At 46.1% G+C, this 16,766-nt stretch carries 10 protein-coding genes; 8 read left to right on the top strand and 2 right to left on the bottom strand.

Annotated elements, in window-relative coordinates:
* Window positions 1–111: 111 nt before the first annotated feature.
* On the top strand, window positions 112–2,442 hold the full coding sequence (locus LRL21_RS02010) for a helix-turn-helix domain-containing protein (protein WP_240414077.1): 2,331 nt from the start codon (window positions 112–114) through the stop codon (window positions 2,440–2,442).
* Between the two features lie 278 nt (window positions 2,443–2,720).
* Here LRL21_RS02010 and LRL21_RS02005 read toward each other — a convergent pair whose 3' ends face one another.
* Window positions 2,721–2,957: a hypothetical protein gene (locus LRL21_RS02005; protein WP_240414076.1), complete on the bottom strand. Its 237-nt coding sequence runs from the start codon at window positions 2,955–2,957 to the stop codon at window positions 2,721–2,723.
* A 718-nt stretch (window positions 2,958–3,675) separates the two neighbouring features.
* Between LRL21_RS02005 and LRL21_RS02000 the strand changes: the two genes are divergently transcribed.
* The 7 genes from LRL21_RS02000 to LRL21_RS01970 all read left to right on the top strand — a co-directional run bounded on the left by LRL21_RS02000 (window position 3,676) and on the right by LRL21_RS01970 (window position 15,503).
* Window positions 3,676–4,638, top strand: a complete 963-nt coding sequence (locus tag LRL21_RS02000; protein WP_240414075.1) for an ABC transporter permease — start codon at window positions 3,676–3,678, stop codon at window positions 4,636–4,638.
* A gap of 19 nt (window positions 4,639–4,657) precedes the next feature.
* Window positions 4,658–5,539 carry a carbohydrate ABC transporter permease gene (locus tag LRL21_RS01995; RefSeq protein WP_240414074.1) on the top strand — a complete coding sequence of 294 codons (882 nt, stop codon included), beginning with the start codon at window positions 4,658–4,660 and terminating at the stop codon, window positions 5,537–5,539.
* Window positions 5,540–5,695: 156 nt separating this feature from the next.
* Window positions 5,696–7,228: a type 2 periplasmic-binding domain-containing protein gene (locus LRL21_RS01990; protein WP_240414073.1), complete on the top strand. Its 1,533-nt coding sequence runs from the start codon at window positions 5,696–5,698 to the stop codon at window positions 7,226–7,228.
* Between the two features lie 109 nt (window positions 7,229–7,337).
* Window positions 7,338–9,362, top strand: a complete 2,025-nt coding sequence (locus tag LRL21_RS01985) for an alpha-amylase family protein (protein WP_240414072.1) — start codon at window positions 7,338–7,340, stop codon at window positions 9,360–9,362.
* A 218-nt stretch (window positions 9,363–9,580) separates the two neighbouring features.
* Complete coding sequence (locus LRL21_RS01980) at window positions 9,581–11,128, top strand: type 2 periplasmic-binding domain-containing protein (RefSeq protein ID WP_076228043.1); 1,548 nt, start codon at window positions 9,581–9,583, stop codon at window positions 11,126–11,128.
* A 206-nt stretch (window positions 11,129–11,334) separates the two neighbouring features.
* Window positions 11,335–13,356 carry a beta-galactosidase gene (locus tag LRL21_RS01975; protein ID WP_240414071.1) on the top strand — a complete coding sequence of 674 codons (2,022 nt, stop codon included), beginning with the start codon at window positions 11,335–11,337 and terminating at the stop codon, window positions 13,354–13,356.
* Between the two features lie 131 nt (window positions 13,357–13,487).
* Entirely contained in the window at window positions 13,488–15,503 is a 2,016-nt protein-coding gene (locus tag LRL21_RS01970; RefSeq protein WP_240414070.1) for a family 10 glycosylhydrolase, read from the top strand.
* A 100-nt stretch (window positions 15,504–15,603) separates the two neighbouring features.
* On the opposite strand, the gene LRL21_RS01965 is transcribed toward LRL21_RS01970, so the two are convergent.
* On the bottom strand, window positions 15,604–16,581 hold the full coding sequence (locus LRL21_RS01965; RefSeq protein WP_240414069.1) for an NAD-dependent epimerase/dehydratase family protein: 978 nt from the start codon (window positions 16,579–16,581) through the stop codon (window positions 15,604–15,606).
* Between the last annotated feature and the right edge of the window lie 185 nt (window positions 16,582–16,766).

Below are 16,766 nucleotides of genomic sequence, written 5' to 3'. Positions count from 1 at the left end.
CCGCCTTCCTTCTGGTTATAATCATGTAGTACAATAAAAGTAAGGCTAAAATACCGTCATAATGGACATTAGACATTGCGTGGAATCCTCCCGCAGTAGATGGAGGCAGCTATGAGCAACTGGATTAACCGCTTGTATCGTGTATTATTTCCCGGGAAAGTAGAGCGAAGTGGTAAATATTTACATCGTTTAATTTGGGTAGGTTGTCTTTCGGTATGTATTCCCATCCTTGTAGCCGGATTATTATATTATCAGTTTGCTATGGAACGGACCAAGGAGCTTATTATAGATGAAAGCAAATCGTCATTGGCACTGACAAGAGACCGGGCGGAGCGTATTTTGCAAGGTATTGAAAAAGAGTCTCTTCAGCTGGCAGCCGAACCGGTAATTAACGATGTATTCTCAAACCGGATTACAGACAAGCCATTGGTATGGCATTTGGAGCTAATGAATAAAATTACGTTGGCCAAAAACGCAAACGATTTTATCAATGAAATTTATTTTTTCAGTACACAGGAAAATGTGGTTCTGACGAATCAATATGGAGCCGTCGACCTTCATGAATTTAAATATACAAATGATGTTGTGCAGCTGATGGCGGATAAAAATCCATTGAGATGGGTGTATTTGCCGGACAGTCAACAAAGTGGAATCATTACTTTTTTTCGAAGATTGCCGGTAGCCGCTGCAGCTTCTTCACAAGGCATTTTGGCTTTTCAGATCGATGCCAAAGGGATTATGCGATTTTTCCCCGATGATACGAATTTGCTAATGAATGGAAAAGAATTGATTTTTGTCAGCTATCCACATCAATTGGCTCAGTCTGGGAAGCTAACAGCAGCTAACGCCTTGAGTTTTGAGGACATGCCGGTCCTGAAGAAAATAAGCGAAGCCAGCAGCAGTATTGACAGCTTTTACTATACGGATGCTGATGGCAAGGAAGCCCATTATTCCTACGTCAAAAGCTTGTTTGGACGCACCTATGTATCGGTAATTCCTCAGGAGCTGATTACGGAACGATTAGTCTGGATACGTGTGATTACGTTATTGGCCTTGACCTTTTTTATTATATTGGCCGTCATTTTTACCTATTTTAGCACCAAACGTGCCTATAGTCCGATTGATCAGCTTATTAAGCACAGTAAATCGCTTGGGGCCGGTCGTGTGCAGACGAATGAAAATGAATTTGACTACATTCGCGCCTGTCTGGATTATTTGAGCAAGGAGACGCAGCAGCTTGGCAGCTATATGGATAAGATCCAGCCAACATTGCGTGAACGGTGTCTGCAGCAGCTCATTAATGGTGATTACGTGCTGAGCAACTCTCTGATACAGGATTGTGAAACGTACGGTCTGACAGTTAAATCCAACTATATGATCATGGTCGTCGAGGTGGAAAATGTGCTGAGGGAAACGCGGTTTTTGCCGGGTGATCAGCCGATTATTGCTTTTGCCGTATCCAATGTGATCCAGGAGCTCATGGAGAAAAACTCGGATTTGAAGGGTTATGTATTTCCGTATCAAGGTAAGGGGATTGCTTTGCTGCAGTGGGATCATGATACGGAGCAATCGAAGCTGCCAGAGCGGACGATTGAATTTGCCCAGACGGTGTGCGACTCTTTGAAAAACTTTCTGTCCTTCGAGGCATCTGTAGGGATTGGCCGCTGCTACTCGCATATTGCCGACGTTCCGGTTTCGTATAAAGAAGCTGAAGTGGCCCTGCAGTATCGGATTTATCAGGACACGGCCTCGGTCCTCTATATTGAAGATCTGGAAAATTCGAAAACCCGCGCCATCTTCCGTTACCCGCGCGATTTGGAGGGGGCAATTGTTGATTCGCTATCCAAAGGCGAGCTGAAGCAGGCCGAGCAGTCGCTGGAACGGTTCACCAAGGCGCTGCAAACATCACAATCGGTTAATTTTATTCACCAAAGCTACTCGGTGCTGCTATCTGCGATTATTACTTCTCTGGAGAAACAGGGAGGGAGCATACTCGATATTCTGGAGCATAATCTGTTCGGCCAACTGGAAAGCAAGCAAACCTCACGCGACATCATCGACTGGTTCAAGGAGGTATTGTTCCCGCTGCACAAGAAGCTGACCGAGGATTCGCTTAATGATACAGGACAGACTGCGATTTGGCAGGTGTGCCAATATATTCGTGAGCACTGCACGGAGGATTTGTCTTTGGTGTACTGCGCCGAGCTGGTAGGGATGAGCCCTTCTTATGTAAGCCGGCTGTTCAAAAAGGAAATGGGGATCAACTTCCTGGAATTTGTCGTGGAGTGCAAGGTCGAGGAGGCGAAGCGGCTGTTGCTGGAAACGGATCAGAGCATCAGCGAAATTGCCGCGATCATTGGCTACTCCGAACGCAACCTGACGCGCGTGTTTCAGCGAAGTATCCAGATGACTCCAGGGATGTTCAGGACGGCTTATCGGTAGTTGAATGTAAAACTTCAGATCAGTTTAAGGGGATTCGTGATAACAGTATCGCGAATCCCTTTCGCATCTTAACAAATGTTATACATGAACAAAGCGCTGATTTTTTTACAATCGTTAGGATTGTACTCCCTTGACCGTGAGGTCGAATTGATTATTATTGATTGTCAAGGCTGCTTCATAATAACCTCTACCACAAAATTAGGATCTAAACTTTTAAGCAAACTTATGCTTGCAAGCTGAATTTTCCAGGTGCATTATCCAACCAGACATACTTCACTTTACCATTCGTCCCAGGGAAATTCATTTCCAAGAACATTTCCTAAATACTTTTTGAATAAAACTCTAGTATTATCTTCCCAATTTCCTATAGACGCCTTAAAGGAGATATTTTTGGGTCCCAAAATTCCTCTGGCGATATCTTTAAATGCTTTATAATCCACATCAGCGGTTGTTCCCGTCGAACCGTGTTTATTATCCCCTCCAAAAATAACAAACTTTATATTCCTCGTTTTCACTGCTTTAGATAACAGGCTTTTATAAATGCTTAGTCCATTACCGTAGCCGACATGACTATCACCAATAATCGTAAAGTTGATTACTTGAGCAGCTGCTTTACGTACCGGTTTGGACTTAAAAAAAGTTTGACTTTACTAAGTTTGTGATTGTTCCTTATGAATCTCAATTGCATTCAACCTTTCCATGAGTTGGATTTGTGTATGAGTACTTTTATTCTTAATGGAACTTCTATGTGTGGGTAAAAAGGTTGTATGAAATGAATGGGTTCTGTGAGTGCTCGCTCAAAGCGTGTCCCGCAGGGACGACAAGCGTCCCGAGAACACCAAAACCCCGCGCCCAATCGACCCATCCACCCAACCCAAGCGTGTCCCGCAGGGACGACAAGCGTCCCGAGAACACCACAGCCGCGCGCCCAATCGACCCATCCACAATAAATCAAGCGTATCCCGCAGGGATGACAAGCGCCCCGAGAACACTACAGCCGCGCATCCGACCAGGGAGTCCAGAGGGCAAAGCCCTTTGGGGCCCTCCCTATAGGGAGGGTTTGGGAGGGTGCGTCCCTTGGGTTCCGGGTGAATATCAAAAGACAATTTCTGTCCATCCCTCCGGACCTTATTTGCATTTCAAGAATTGTCTGTATACTGCCCTCCTCGAGCAGTCTAGTATTAGGTTCACAGGGAAGCAATCCACAACAAATGAGGAGAGAGGGCGTACACAATGATAGAATCCAACAAGGCCGTGTTGAGCACCAGAGCAACCGGAAACGCAGGCTACTGGTCCAGGCTATGGAATCGGATGGTGCAGCACAAATATATGTATTTGCTGGCTTTACCGGGAATTTTGTTTTTCATGATATTTAAGTTTGCACCGATGTGGGGGCTGCTGCTTGCTTTTAAGGAGTATAACCCGTACAGCGGATTTGCCGGTAGTGAGTGGGTGGGGTTCAAGCATTTCAACGAGTTATTTACGGACAAAAATTTCTACATCATGCTTCGCAACACGTTTGCCATTAACATATTCGGCTTGGTGTTTATGTTCCCGCTGCCGATTATACTCGGTTTGATGTTGAACGAAGTCCGTCATGAGGTGTTCAAGCGGATTAATCAATCGATCGTATATTTACCGCATTTTTTATCATGGGTTGTAGTGGCAAGTATGACTTTTTTTGTACTGTCTACAGATGTCGGGATTATCAATAAATTAATAACGGACTCGGGTGGGGAAAGCATCGCTTTTCTATCGAATCCTAATTATTTCTGGGCAATGATCACGCTGCAAAGCATGTGGAAAGAGGTAGGCTGGGGTACGATCATTTTCCTCGCAGCGATGGCGGGTGTCGATCCGCAAAGATATGAAGCGGCGGTTGTTGACGGTGCTAGCCGTTGGCGGCAAATCTGGCATATCACCTTGCCTGCAATTCGACCAACCATTTTCATTTTGTTAATTCTTCGTTTGGGACATATGGCCGATGTAGGCTTTGAGCAAATATTGTTAATGATGAACCCGCTGGTTTCGTCCTTGGCCGAAGTATTTGATACCTATTCCTACACACAAGGGATTCTAAAAGGCCAGATCAGCACCGGGGTTACGGTCGGTATGTTTAAAGGTGTCGTAGGCTTTATTCTCGTCATGATATCCAATTATGTGGTTAAAAAATTAGGTCATGAAGGAATCTATTAATTAAAGGAGGAGAAACTGGATGAGCTTTGTATCGAAAAAGAAATTGGAGCCCTTCGACTGGGTCAATTATTCATTACTGGCCCTCATATCATTCGTCTGTGTGTTCCCGTTTCTGTATGTGTTTAGTGTATCTTTTACCGATCCACAGGCGTATGTGCCGCTGAAATTTTATGTGTTTCCGGAAAAGTGGTCGCTCTCCGCTTATAAATATATTTTATCGACCAACAGCTTTGTGAACGCTTTGAAAAGTACCGTGTTTATTACGATCATTGGTACAGTGCTGAATGTGATTGTATCGTTCTCGCTGGCCTATGCACTAACGAAAAAGACGATGCCAGGCCGCGGTATTATGATGGGCGCTGTTATTTTTACGCTCGTGTTCAGTGCAGGAATCGTGCCGAACTACCTGCTGATTAAAGAGCTGGGCTTGTTAAATTCTTACTGGGCTCTGATCTGGCCGGCGCTGACCAATGCGTGGAGCTTAATTGTCATCAAAAGCTTTCTGGAATCGCTGCCCTCGGAGCTGGAGGATTCAGCCAAAATTGACGGCTGCTCCGATCTTGGCGTGTTCCTGCGTATCGTGATACCATTGTCGATGCCTGCGATTGCGGCGTTCACCTTATTTTTTGCAGTAGCACACTGGAATACGTATTTTAATGCATTGATCTATATTTCCGATTCGAAGAAATGGACACTGCAGGTGCTGGTCAAAACACTTGTTATCGATTCCGATTCGAACGGTGTAGGTCAGGCGGGCTCCGGTGGAGATGATCGGATGGTTCCTCAGGAAACGATTCGAATGGCTTCGATCATGCTGTCGATGGCGCCAATTCTTGTCATTTACCCTTTTCTGCAAAAACACTTTGCCAAGGGTGTTATGCTGGGTTCAGTAAAAGGTTAGTCAATTCGAAGGACGGACAATTTTTATCCTGAGCAAATCAGCGCATCAATTGTCTGTATCACTCGGTCCAATCCAGGTTTAGATTGAATAGGAGTAGAGAGCTTTCCAATAAGAAAGCATTTTTATGAAACCATACGATGCAGGAGGATTTATTCAATGAAAACATCAAGAACATGGACGGCCGGCGTATCTGGCGTGGTAGCACTATCTTTACTGGCAGGCTGCGGAGGCAACGATGGTCAATCCAAGACACCGGGCGCAGCAGCAGGTGCAGGCAATACAAGCAAGCCGCTCGAAATTAAAATGTTTGCCGGGCTTTACAATGAAGTTCCCGATATGAAAAACGCATTTTGGACCGAATGGCAAAAAAGAACGAACAGCAAGCTTGATATCGAATGGGTACCCGACGGTGATTTGAATACAAAGCTGGATCTATTGCTGGCCTCCGCCGATCTTCCCGAGGTTCTGGCAGCGCCGTCTGCGGTACGTCCTACACTATTGAATGCTGTTCGCAGCGGCGCATTTTGGGATTTGACGCCTTTCCTTGGCGATTTGAGCGAATATCCGAACCTGAAAAACAATCTGGCCAAGGACGCGCTCAAATATTTGACGGTTGATGGTAAAATCTATGCGGTTCCGCGTTCCCGTTCCCGAATTGATCCTGGTATCAAAATCCGTAAGGACTGGCTGGACAAGCTGAACATTCCCGTACCGAAAACCTTGGATGAATATGCGGCAGCCTTGAAAAAAATCGTGGAAAGCGATCCTGACGGCAATGGCAAGAAGGATACGCTGGGCTTGATCGGTAACGAAATTATTGTAAAGGATGCTGATCCTTCGTTCGCCGCAGGCTTCGGTGCTTTGGATCCTACTTATAATGCTGAAGGCGGTATGATTGAGAGCCGTTTGACTCCGCAGTATAGCGACGCAGTTGCCTTTTACAAAAAGCTGTTTGATGATGGCATTCTTTCCAAGGAATTTGCGGTTATGAAGAAAACGCAAGCCGAGGAATTGTATAAAACCGGCCGTGCCGCTTCCTATGGACGCAGTGTGTGGTGGGACAATGAGTGGGAAACCGCAATCAAGAAGGTACAGCCTGACGCTCAAATTTTGAACCTGCATTTAAAAGGACCTAAAGGAGACGCTATTGAGCTGCAAACCGGTGTATCCGGCGGCTACTACATTTCCAAAAAGGTTCCTGAAGCCAAGGTGAAAGAGCTGCTGAAATATTTTGACCAAACCGCTTCCAATGAATTAACGGATCTGGCTTATTATGGTATCGAAGGCGTACACTACAAGCTGGTTGACGGGCAGAAGGTACTGAATGATCAAGGCATCAAGGAAGTGAACACCACAAGCAAAGGCGCAGGTGTGCTTGCCTATTCCAAGTGGGGTAAGGTAGAGAGTGCTTCAGGCAGCAAAGCTTATAATGATGCAAAGAAAAAAGAAGTGGAAATTTTTGATGAGGTCGGTAAAGTCAACCCGTTTAACTACACGGTGTCGAATACCTGGAACAGCACATGGCCTAAATACGAGAATGAATGGAAAGCCAATGTGACTAAAGCGATCGTCGGTCAAATTACGCTGGATGAATACAAGGCCTACGTCGACAAGATTAACAACACACCGGAAATGAAAAAAGCTTACAAGGAATTTGCTGAATCGTACAAATCCTTTATTGGCAAGTAAGAAGAGCAAGTAAGCAAATACAACAACCATTCAACGGTTACCAAGCCGTGTGGAGGCTCCAGACCAATGGCGCGCACACGGAGCTGGTAACCGTTTCCAGGAGGAAGCTATGGATACAACGAACAAATCTTGGTGGCAAAAGCCGCTGCGTGTTATTCAACCGAATCTTCAGGTCCGCGACACGGATCAAATCGATCCGCAGGAGCTGGCTGCTCAAATGAAAGATATGGGAGCCAACACTATTGTCTTTAATGTCGGTGGGATTTATGGCTGGTATCCGTCCAAGGTCAAATTTCATACGTTGAATGAATTTTTGCCAACAAGCTTTGATCTCTTAAAGGAAGTTATCGAAGCGTGTCATCAGCAGGATATCCGGTTTATTGCACGTGTCGATTTCAGTAAGGCTGAGGATTCCATCTACCTGCAGCGTCCGGAGTGGTTTGCCAGAGATCTTCAAGGTGAGCCGATTACGATTGGCGCCAAACGGCCGGGCAATTGGTCGCTGCTGATGTCTACCTGCATTAACAGCGCATACCGGAATGAAGCAGTGGCAATTCCCGTACTTCAGGAAATTATCGATAACTATGACATTGACGGGATTTTCTTCAATGCACCTAATTACACCCTCTGCTACTGTGAAGCCTGCCGTCGCAAATATACGAATCTGTACGGAACGGAAATGCCGACGGAGCGAAAAGCCTTCGAACCAGCCTGGGAATCGACCTGCCTGCGCGATAATATGGATAACCTGTACACAATGATCAAACAAACAGGTAAAGATATTCCGATGATCCTTTACTATAATCTGTACCATGATAATTTATTTGATCGTGCCGAAACGACTGACATGCTGTGCACAGAGCCGCAGGATATTTTGTCTCTCGGACATCATCATATTCCGGAATTTTGGAAGCCTGCTCTAAGTATGAAATTGGGCCGCAGCCTGCCGGATCGTCCGACTCCTTTTGGCATCGTGCATTCAAGTCCGGGTATGGATTGGCGGCATACGGGGCTTCCTCCGGCTGAGTATAGCTTCTGGCTGTCGCAAATTCCGGCTCATGGCGGAAGCATCTGGCATTCCTTAACAGGAATACCAAATACGATTGGTGACAAAAGAATTCTGGATGTCGTGAAAAATTTCAACGTCAGCGTCGAGAAGGTCGAGAACTATATGGATGGGGCTGCTCCCGTAGCGCAGATTGGCATGATGTGGACAGCAGATGCTTCGGCAGAGGGCTGGGCCGATGGTTTGATCAATATGCAAATTCCTTTTGATGTGCTGCTGGAGGCACAGGCGACAACGGATAAGCTTTCACACTATCGTGGTCTTGTTATCCCGGAAGGCATGGAATATTCGGATTCATTTATTGCTAATATTAGCGACTATGTTCAAGCTGGCGGTCATATTTTTGCCGAGGGAGCGATTCCGAATCACCCGGCTCTGCTGAAGCTGCTTGGTATTTCTGAGGATATGTACACAAGCGAGTCTTTACTGGCCTCGTACTTACGCTTTGAGGGTGCTAACAATCCATTGCAAAAGGGATTGGAACATACCGAGCTGATCGCTCATCGCGGCAAGGTCAATTATGTTAAACCAACGGGAGCAGACACACAGGTGCTGGCGACATTGGTGCCGCCATTCTCACCACTTGAAAGTGTGGGAGCGCCTCCGGAACGTGCTTCACTGCCGGTTAGCCATACAGATTTACCACTTGCCGTTTGGAATCCATCAGGAAAAGGCCACGCGATGTACCTACCGTTCTCCTTAAGCCAATTGATCAATGAATTTAAATTGGGTGAGCACTACCAGTTCTTATCCAATGCGATTGATATGGCACTTGCTGAACATAAATTTATTAAAGTCAGCAACTTCCAGGGATTGCAAATGACTGTTTTTGAAAAAGATAAGACATTGCTTGTCCACCTTGTTAACGGAGTTGGCAGACGTCCACTATCTACCAATATTCCGCTGCACCAGATCGAGGTGTCGATCAGGCTGAATGGTAAAAGCGTGAAGGCTGTGAAGCAGCTCATCTCCGGGCAGCCATTAGGCTTTGAGAGCAAGCAGGACAAATTAGCGGTTTCCGTTCCGAAGTTGGATATATGGGAGTGTCTGCTGATCGAATTTGAGTAAAGCGAAGGCAGACCAATCTTGCTGCACGGACAGTTTTTGACTTAAGCAGTGATTAGCATGAATTGTCTGTATGATTCCGATTGTTTGGCATTTAATATCGGGTTATCGGGGTTCACGTTCGGACAACGAACGGAGTCCCGACCCAATGCCATAACAAACTGAAGTTTGGCTTGGAAGTTAGTTTGACTTCATAAAAAACTTTTGAGGGGGACAATTTAATGAAAGCGTTTCAAAAATGGTCTGCAGGCATTTCATGTGTAGTTGCTTTATCTTTAGCTGCTGGATGCTCAGGAGGTACTACAGAGAAAGCGGCACCTGCGGCAGCTGGAACAGGAACTGCGACCGACACCAAGGCTCCGGCGAAGCCGTTGGAAATTAAAATTTTTGCCGGTCTGTATAACGAAGTGCCTGATATGAAAAATGCGTATTGGACTGAATGGCAAAAGAGAACCAATAGCAAGCTGGATATCGAATGGGTACCCGATGGCGATTTGAAAACGAAAGCAGATTTGTTGTTCGCATCAGCTGATCTGCCAGAAGTCGTGGCATCCCCTGATTCTACATGGCCGACACTGCGCAGTGCGATCAAGAATGGTGCTTTCTGGGATTTGACTCCATTTCTTGGTGATTTGAGCCAATATCCGAACCTGAAAAAGAACATGGCCCCGGATTGGCAAAAGTATTTGTCAGTTGACGGCAAAATCTATGCAGTTCCACGTTCCCGTTCACGAATTGATAACGGTATCAAAATCCGTAAGGACTGGCTCGACAAGATGAATATTGCTGTGCCTACTACATTGGATGAATATGCAGCTGCCCTGAAGAAGATTGTCGATAGCGATCCTGACGGCAATGGTAAGAAGGATACGCTTGGTCTTATCGGACACGGTGTAATAATTAATGATGGAGACGACGCGTTTGCGGCCGGCTTCGGTGCGCTTGACCCTACTTATAATGCAGAAGGCGGCATGATCGACAAGAGAATGACTCCTCAGTGGACCGAGATGGTGAATTGGTTTAGAGGTTTGTATACCGATGGCGTGCTGTCCAAGGAATTCGCGGTGATGAAGAAAACGCAGGCTGAAGAGCTGTACAAGACCGGCAGAGCCGCTTCCTATGCCCGCAGTGTATGGTGGGACAAGGAGTGGGAGGATTCCATCAACAAAACACAGCCAAATTCCAAAATTATTAACCTGAATCTGAAAGGACCTAAGGGCGACGCCATTGTGTTATCCACAGGTGTATCCGGCGGTTATTACATTTCCAAGAAGGTTCCTGAAGCCAAGGTTAAGGAGCTGCTGAAATACTTCGACTACACAGCCTCCGATGAAATGACCGATTTTGGTTATTATGGACTGGAGGGTGTGCATCATAAAGTAGTTGGTGGTCAAAAAGTGTTGACTGAGCAGGGCGTGAAAGAGGTTAATACCACAAGTAAAGGCGCGGGCGTTCTGGCTTATGCCAAATGGGGTAAGGTGGAAAGCGCATCAGGAGATAAAGCTTATAACGACGCGAAGAAAAAAGAAGTCGAAGCCTACGACACGATTGGCAAGGTAGATCCTTTCCGCTATGTGTACTCTGCAACCTTCAACAGTACTTGGCCGAAATATGAAAGCGAATGGAAATCGATGATGACCAAAGCGATCGTAGGGCAAATCTCGATGGATGAGTACAAAGCCTATATTGAAAAATTAAACAACCTGCCTGAAATGAAAAAAGCTTATATGGAAAACACCGAGGCTTACAAGGAATTTAACAAGAAATAAGCATAGAGTGCACGGAATGTGAAAATGAAATGAACGGAGTGCGGTTACCGGAGGCTTCCTCTGGTAACCGTTTCTATGGTAGATGCTTACGAAGAAAGCTTCCTACGGAAGCTCAGTTACTGCTTACGAAGTTAGTTTTGCTAAAGCAAAACTTAGCAGATGCTTACGAAGAATGCTTCCTACGGAAGCTCACAGGAGGATCAATCATGCAGAACCATACCAAAGCGTGGTGGCAAAAGCCGCTGCGTGTAGTTCAAACTAATTTGCAGATTAAAGACACCTCGCTGATCGAACCGGATCGGTTTGCTGCCCAAATGAAGCAGATGGGGGCCAATACCATCGTCTTTAACGTGGCGGGAATTTATGCCTGGTATCCATCCAAGGTGCCTTTTCATACAATTAATGAATATTTACCGCACAACTTCGATTTATTGAAGGAAGTGATCAGAGCTTGTCATGAGCAGGATATTCGCTTCATCGCACGGTTTGACTTCAGCAAGACAGAAGACAAGTTTTATTTGCAAAAGCCGCAATGGTTCATCCGACAGCCATCAGGCGAACCCGAGATCATAGGTGCAGGGCGACCGGGAAATTGGTCTTTGTTGATGTCGACCTGCCTGAATGGTGGTTATCGCAATGACGATGTAGCTATTCCGGTGCTGGATGAGGTCATTAGCAATTATGACATCGACGGGATCTTTTTTAATGCTCCTCGTTTCGTACCCTGCTGGTGTGAGGCTTGCCAGAAGAAATACTTTAACCTGTTTCAAAAGCCGCTTCCAGCCGATAAAAGCCAGTTTGATCCGAGCTGGGCACCCATCTGCTTCCGTAACAATGCGAACCATTGGTACAACTTTATCAAAAAGAAAAATCCTGAACTTCCGATGATTTTATACCTGTACCCAGCTAATATGCTGGATCGTGAGCAAACCTCAGATATGCACTGCACGGAGCCGCAGGATATTTTGTCGCTTGGACATCATCATATTCCTGAGTTTTGGAAGCCTGCCCTCAGTATGAAGCTGGGCAAATCATTGCCGGATCGGCCTACACCGTGCGGGATCGTTCACTCCAGTCCAGGTATGGACTGGCGGCATACAGGACTTCCGCCAGCGGAATACCGTTTTTGGCTGTCACAAATTCCGGCTCAAGGCGGGAACATCTGGCATTCGTTAACAGGCATACCCGAGACGATCGAAGACAAACGGATTCTGGACGTAGTGAGTGATTTCAATCGCAGCGTAGAAAAAGTAGAGAGCTATATGGAGGATGCGGTTGGTGTCGCGCAAATCGCGATGATGTGGACAGGTGATCCATCGGCAGAGGGTTGGGCTGATGGCTTAATCAACATGCAAATACCATTTGATGTCATTCTCAGTGTACATGCAACCTCTGAGAAATTGTCACGCTACAAGGGTCTCATTATCCCTGAGGGAATGAAGGTTAGTGACGCCTTTATTGCAACCCTTCATCAGTATGTGAATGGTGGTGGAACTATTGTCGTCGAAGGTGCAGTTCCTGAACATGAGCAGCTGCTTGAATTACTGGGCATCTCCAATCAGCTCTACACGAGTGAGGCGCTGACAGCATCTTACCTGCGCTTTGAGGGAGACCATAATCCGCTGCAAAAGGGTATGGAGCATACCGGCTTGATCGCACATCGGGGCAAGGTGATGTATGTGAAGTCGATTGGCGGCGATACGCAGGTGCTTGCTACCTTGGTACCGCCGTTCTCACCGCTTGAGAGTGTGGGTGCGCCCCCGGAGCGGGCGTCGCTTCCAGTCAGCCATACGGATCTGCCGCTCGTGACCCGGAATCGAATCGGCACAGGCCAAGCTGTGTACATGCCTTTTTCACTCAGTCACTTGATTAATGAATTCAAGCTGGGTGAGCATTATCAGCTGCTGTCCAATGTTATCGATATGGCTCTTGGCGACGATAAGCTGATTGAGATCAGCAACATTCATGGTCTGCAGATGACCGTTTTTGAAAAAAACAATACCATGCTCATTCATCTCGTCAATGGTGTCGGAAAGCGCCCGTTGGCAACGAACATCCCGCTACACGACATCGAAGTCAGGCTGAAGCTGGACGACCGCAAGGTCACACAGATCCGTCAGCTGATCTCCGGTCAAGCGATGGCATCTACCGTAACGGATGGTAAACTAGCCATAACGATACCACGGCTGGACATCTGGGAATGCTTGTTCATAGAATTTGAAAAATAAACCTGTAAGTTGGGGGGAATAAAGAGTGGAGCGACCGTGGTGTTCTGGAGATAGTGGAGCAATCGTAAGAACACTTCGGTCGCGCAGCAAATCTTATTCCCCCAACTTTCATCTTGCTGGGAGGCAAAGTTATGAGCTGGTGGAAATCAAACAATTTACGATTAATTCAAAATAATCTGCGTGAAACGGATGCTAATCTGAATGTGGATCGTCTGATTGAAGATTTGCAGCGATTATCCACAAATGTACTGATGATGAACGCAGGCGGGATCGTTGCCTTTTATCCGACAAAGCTTGAGTATCAATACCGGGCTGCTAACCAGCAGAAGGATTTGCTGAAGGAAGCTATCGAAAAAACGCATGCTCATGACATGAAATTTATCGCCCGTTTTGATTTCAGTAAAGCGCATGAATCGATTTTTGACAAACGGCCTGAATGGTTTTACAGAACCCTGGAGGGCAAAGAGGTCAATTATCATGGGATCGTGCATACGTGCATTAATGGCTACTATCAAAGAGAATATTCATTGCAAATGATTGATGAAGTGATATCAAATTACGATGTGGATGGCATTTTCTTCAACATGTTTGGCTACCAGACGCGTGATTATAGCGGCACTCATTACGGAATCTGCTTTTGCGATAGCTGCAAGGCCAAATTTCATGAATTTAGCGGTTTGGATCTACCGTTAACCGAAAGCCTGGATGATCCGGTATACCGCCAGTATAAATTGTTCCAGGATGCGACCACCAAGGAAATGCTGGATCGTATCCATGCACTAGTGAAAAGCAAAAATAAGGATATCGCAATCTCGACGTATAACGAGCATAAGGTCGATATTGTCCGCAAGGAATCGAATACGGATAACAAGCGCCCTCATCCGGTTTGGTTGTATTCAGCCTCGGAAAATGTGCAGTCGCTGGAGGATTCCTGGGAGGATAAGCTGGTGAGCAACTGCTGCATCAATGCGATTGATCTGGTCCATCGGTTCACCGGTGTATCCAGACATGAGGTTAATATTCGCTTGAAGGAAGGCTTGGCAAGCGGGTCGGGACTCGATTTTTGCATTATCGGCGTGTTCGAGGATTATCCGGATCGTGAGAATTTGCCGACGGTTGCGGCCATCTATGAGTATCACAAAAACAATGAACAATATTATGGGAATTTTATCTCAATGTCCGATGTAGCACTGATCAAGCCGGGCAAGCCTGTTCAGAAAAATATGAAGGAATATTTGGGGCTTTACAAAATGCTGAAGGAAGAGCATGTGCTGTTCGATGTTCTGGATCAAAATGTTCTCGCGACGAAAGCAGGATCGCCCAAGCGCTATAAAGCGATTATGATCCCGGATATTGCGAGCTTTTCAGAGGATGAGCTGCAGTCGCTGGAAGCTCTTTATCTACAAGGTGTTTGTTTGTTCAGTACAGGTGGGTCCTTCACCGAAGGCGTTGAGAATGCGTCTTTTCTCCAGCACAGGTTTGATGTCAAGCTGGACAGTGTGCACGTACACAATCAAGAGGCCGCTTACCTGCTAACTGACAATAAGCAGCTTTTTGCAAGCTTCCCTGAGCGCGATTGGATCTTCCTGACCGACAGCTTTTACCGCGTTGAATTTGGTCCGAATACGGATAAGCAGCTTCCTTACGTGATTCCATCTACATTTGGCCCGCCAGAGCGTGCTTCCGGTCATCGCATCTCCGAGCAGCATTGGGGAGCGGGCATCCATACAAATGGGAACCACAAGGCTGTGTATGTCCCATGGCAGGCTGGTGAGCTCTACTACAAGCATGGTTATGCCGATCATAAAAACGCGGTTATGGATTTGCTCCATCATACTCTGAATCAACCGTTGACTCTGGTGACGAATGCACCGACGAATGTGGAGGTATTTTTTCACAAGCTGCCTGATGGTAATTATATCCTGCATGTGCTGAACCTTTCCGGCTTTAACGGTGTATCGTATACAAATCCACTTCCGGTCTATGACTTGAAGGTAACGCTTCGTGGATTAGAAGCATGCAGTGAGGCTATTTATTTAACCGAAACATCCCAACCCCAAGCTCTGTTTGTGCAAACCGAGCAGGAGATGTCGATTGAAATCCCGGAATTGAGCGATTTTGCGGCAGTTGTGATTCGTACCCGTTAAGAAATTGCGTGCAGCCCCGTTATAGACACAATGAAGCCTCCGCCCCACAGTTATAGTGGAAACGGGAGGCTTCGTTGTGTATAAATGAATAATCTTATTACTATTTTGAATCCTGGCCGGATGCAGGCATCATTGTAGTCATTTCATATATATCGAGAATTTCTTGTTCTAGTCCATGATACAAATCGATCTTAGGCTCGTAGCCAAGTAAGGATTGGGCCTTAGTAATATCTGCCCAAGTGTTCCTGGGCTCCCCATACGTAGGTCGGATAAACTGAATGTCCACTTTTTTGCCAACCAATCGTTCCAATATAGAGATGCATTCCAGAACCGAAGCGCGTTCCTTACCACCGATATTGATGGTTTCACCAATGACATTGTTCGCATAGGCAACCTGGGCAACCGCTCGAACACAATCTTCTACAAATGTAAAATCTCGGGTTTGCTGACCATCACCATATATGGGAATTGGTTTATTGTGCATAATGTGATTAATAAAACGGTGAAAGGCCATATCCGGCCGCTGTCTCGGACCATACACGGTGAAGAAGCGAAGGATCACGATAGGAACCCCATCATTATGAGCGTATACGTGACATAGCTGTTCCCCGGTAAGCTTGCTGACTCCATACGGAGATAAAGGATCCGTTGGGGTAAGCTCGTTGACTTGTCCCGTCTTTTCTCCATATACAGAGGAGGTCGAAGCGTAAATCAATTTCTGGACCGGATACTGTCGGCAGCCCTCCAGCAAGCATTGCGTAGCCAAAATATTGTTCGTCACGTAAGTCTCAAAGTCGGGGCCAAAGCTCGAACGAACACCAGGGATTGCCGCCAGATGATACACAATATCCACCTGTGGGAGCAGATTTTCCAATGAAACCTTCAAAATATGCTGTTGGATAAAAGAAAACCGTGGGTGATGAAGCAGCTTACGAAGGTTGCGCTCCCTTATCCAGTTGGGAGTAGCCGATTGAACAAAGGCATCCAGCCCGATTACCTGATTGTTTTCATCCTGAAGTAATCGCTCGCATAGATGTGAACCTATAAATCCGGCTGCGCCAGTGACTAATATTTGCATAACAACCATCCTTTAGCTGATTTAGGTACGTCGACTTGTATCTTCATCGAATAGGCTTCGATCAGAAGCTTTTCTTATAACATAAGAATGTATAAGTTTTCAGTGGAGCTGAAGGATTCTTATGTTTCAAGAAAACCTACCTCTAAACCGCGGTCGCTCATCTTTGAAAGGCCTCGATAGACGGT

The organism is Paenibacillus periandrae (assembly GCF_022458865.1).
Lineage (GTDB): Bacteria > Bacillota > Bacilli > Paenibacillales > NBRC-103111 > Paenibacillus_S > Paenibacillus_S periandrae.
This window is presented reverse-complemented; position numbering and strand designations above follow the sequence as displayed.

Excerpts from the sequence above, each read along its gene's own strand:
- LRL21_RS02010 (WP_240414077.1), top strand. The coding sequence starts at position 112 with ATGAGCAACTGGATTAACCGCTTGTATCGTGTATTATTTCCCGGGAAA.
- LRL21_RS02000 (WP_240414075.1), top strand. The coding sequence starts at position 3,676 with ATGATAGAATCCAACAAGGCCGTGTTGAGCACCAGAGCAACCGGAAAC.
- LRL21_RS01995 (WP_240414074.1), top strand. The coding sequence starts at position 4,658 with ATGAGCTTTGTATCGAAAAAGAAATTGGAGCCCTTCGACTGGGTCAAT.
- LRL21_RS01990 (WP_240414073.1), top strand. The coding sequence starts at position 5,696 with ATGAAAACATCAAGAACATGGACGGCCGGCGTATCTGGCGTGGTAGCA.
- LRL21_RS01985 (WP_240414072.1), top strand. The coding sequence starts at position 7,338 with ATGGATACAACGAACAAATCTTGGTGGCAAAAGCCGCTGCGTGTTATT.
- LRL21_RS01980 (WP_076228043.1), top strand. The coding sequence starts at position 9,581 with ATGAAAGCGTTTCAAAAATGGTCTGCAGGCATTTCATGTGTAGTTGCT.
- LRL21_RS01975 (WP_240414071.1), top strand. The coding sequence starts at position 11,335 with ATGCAGAACCATACCAAAGCGTGGTGGCAAAAGCCGCTGCGTGTAGTT.
- LRL21_RS01970 (WP_240414070.1), top strand. The coding sequence starts at position 13,488 with ATGAGCTGGTGGAAATCAAACAATTTACGATTAATTCAAAATAATCTG.
- LRL21_RS01965 (WP_240414069.1), bottom strand. The coding sequence starts at position 16,581 with ATGCAAATATTAGTCACTGGCGCAGCCGGATTTATAGGTTCACATCTA.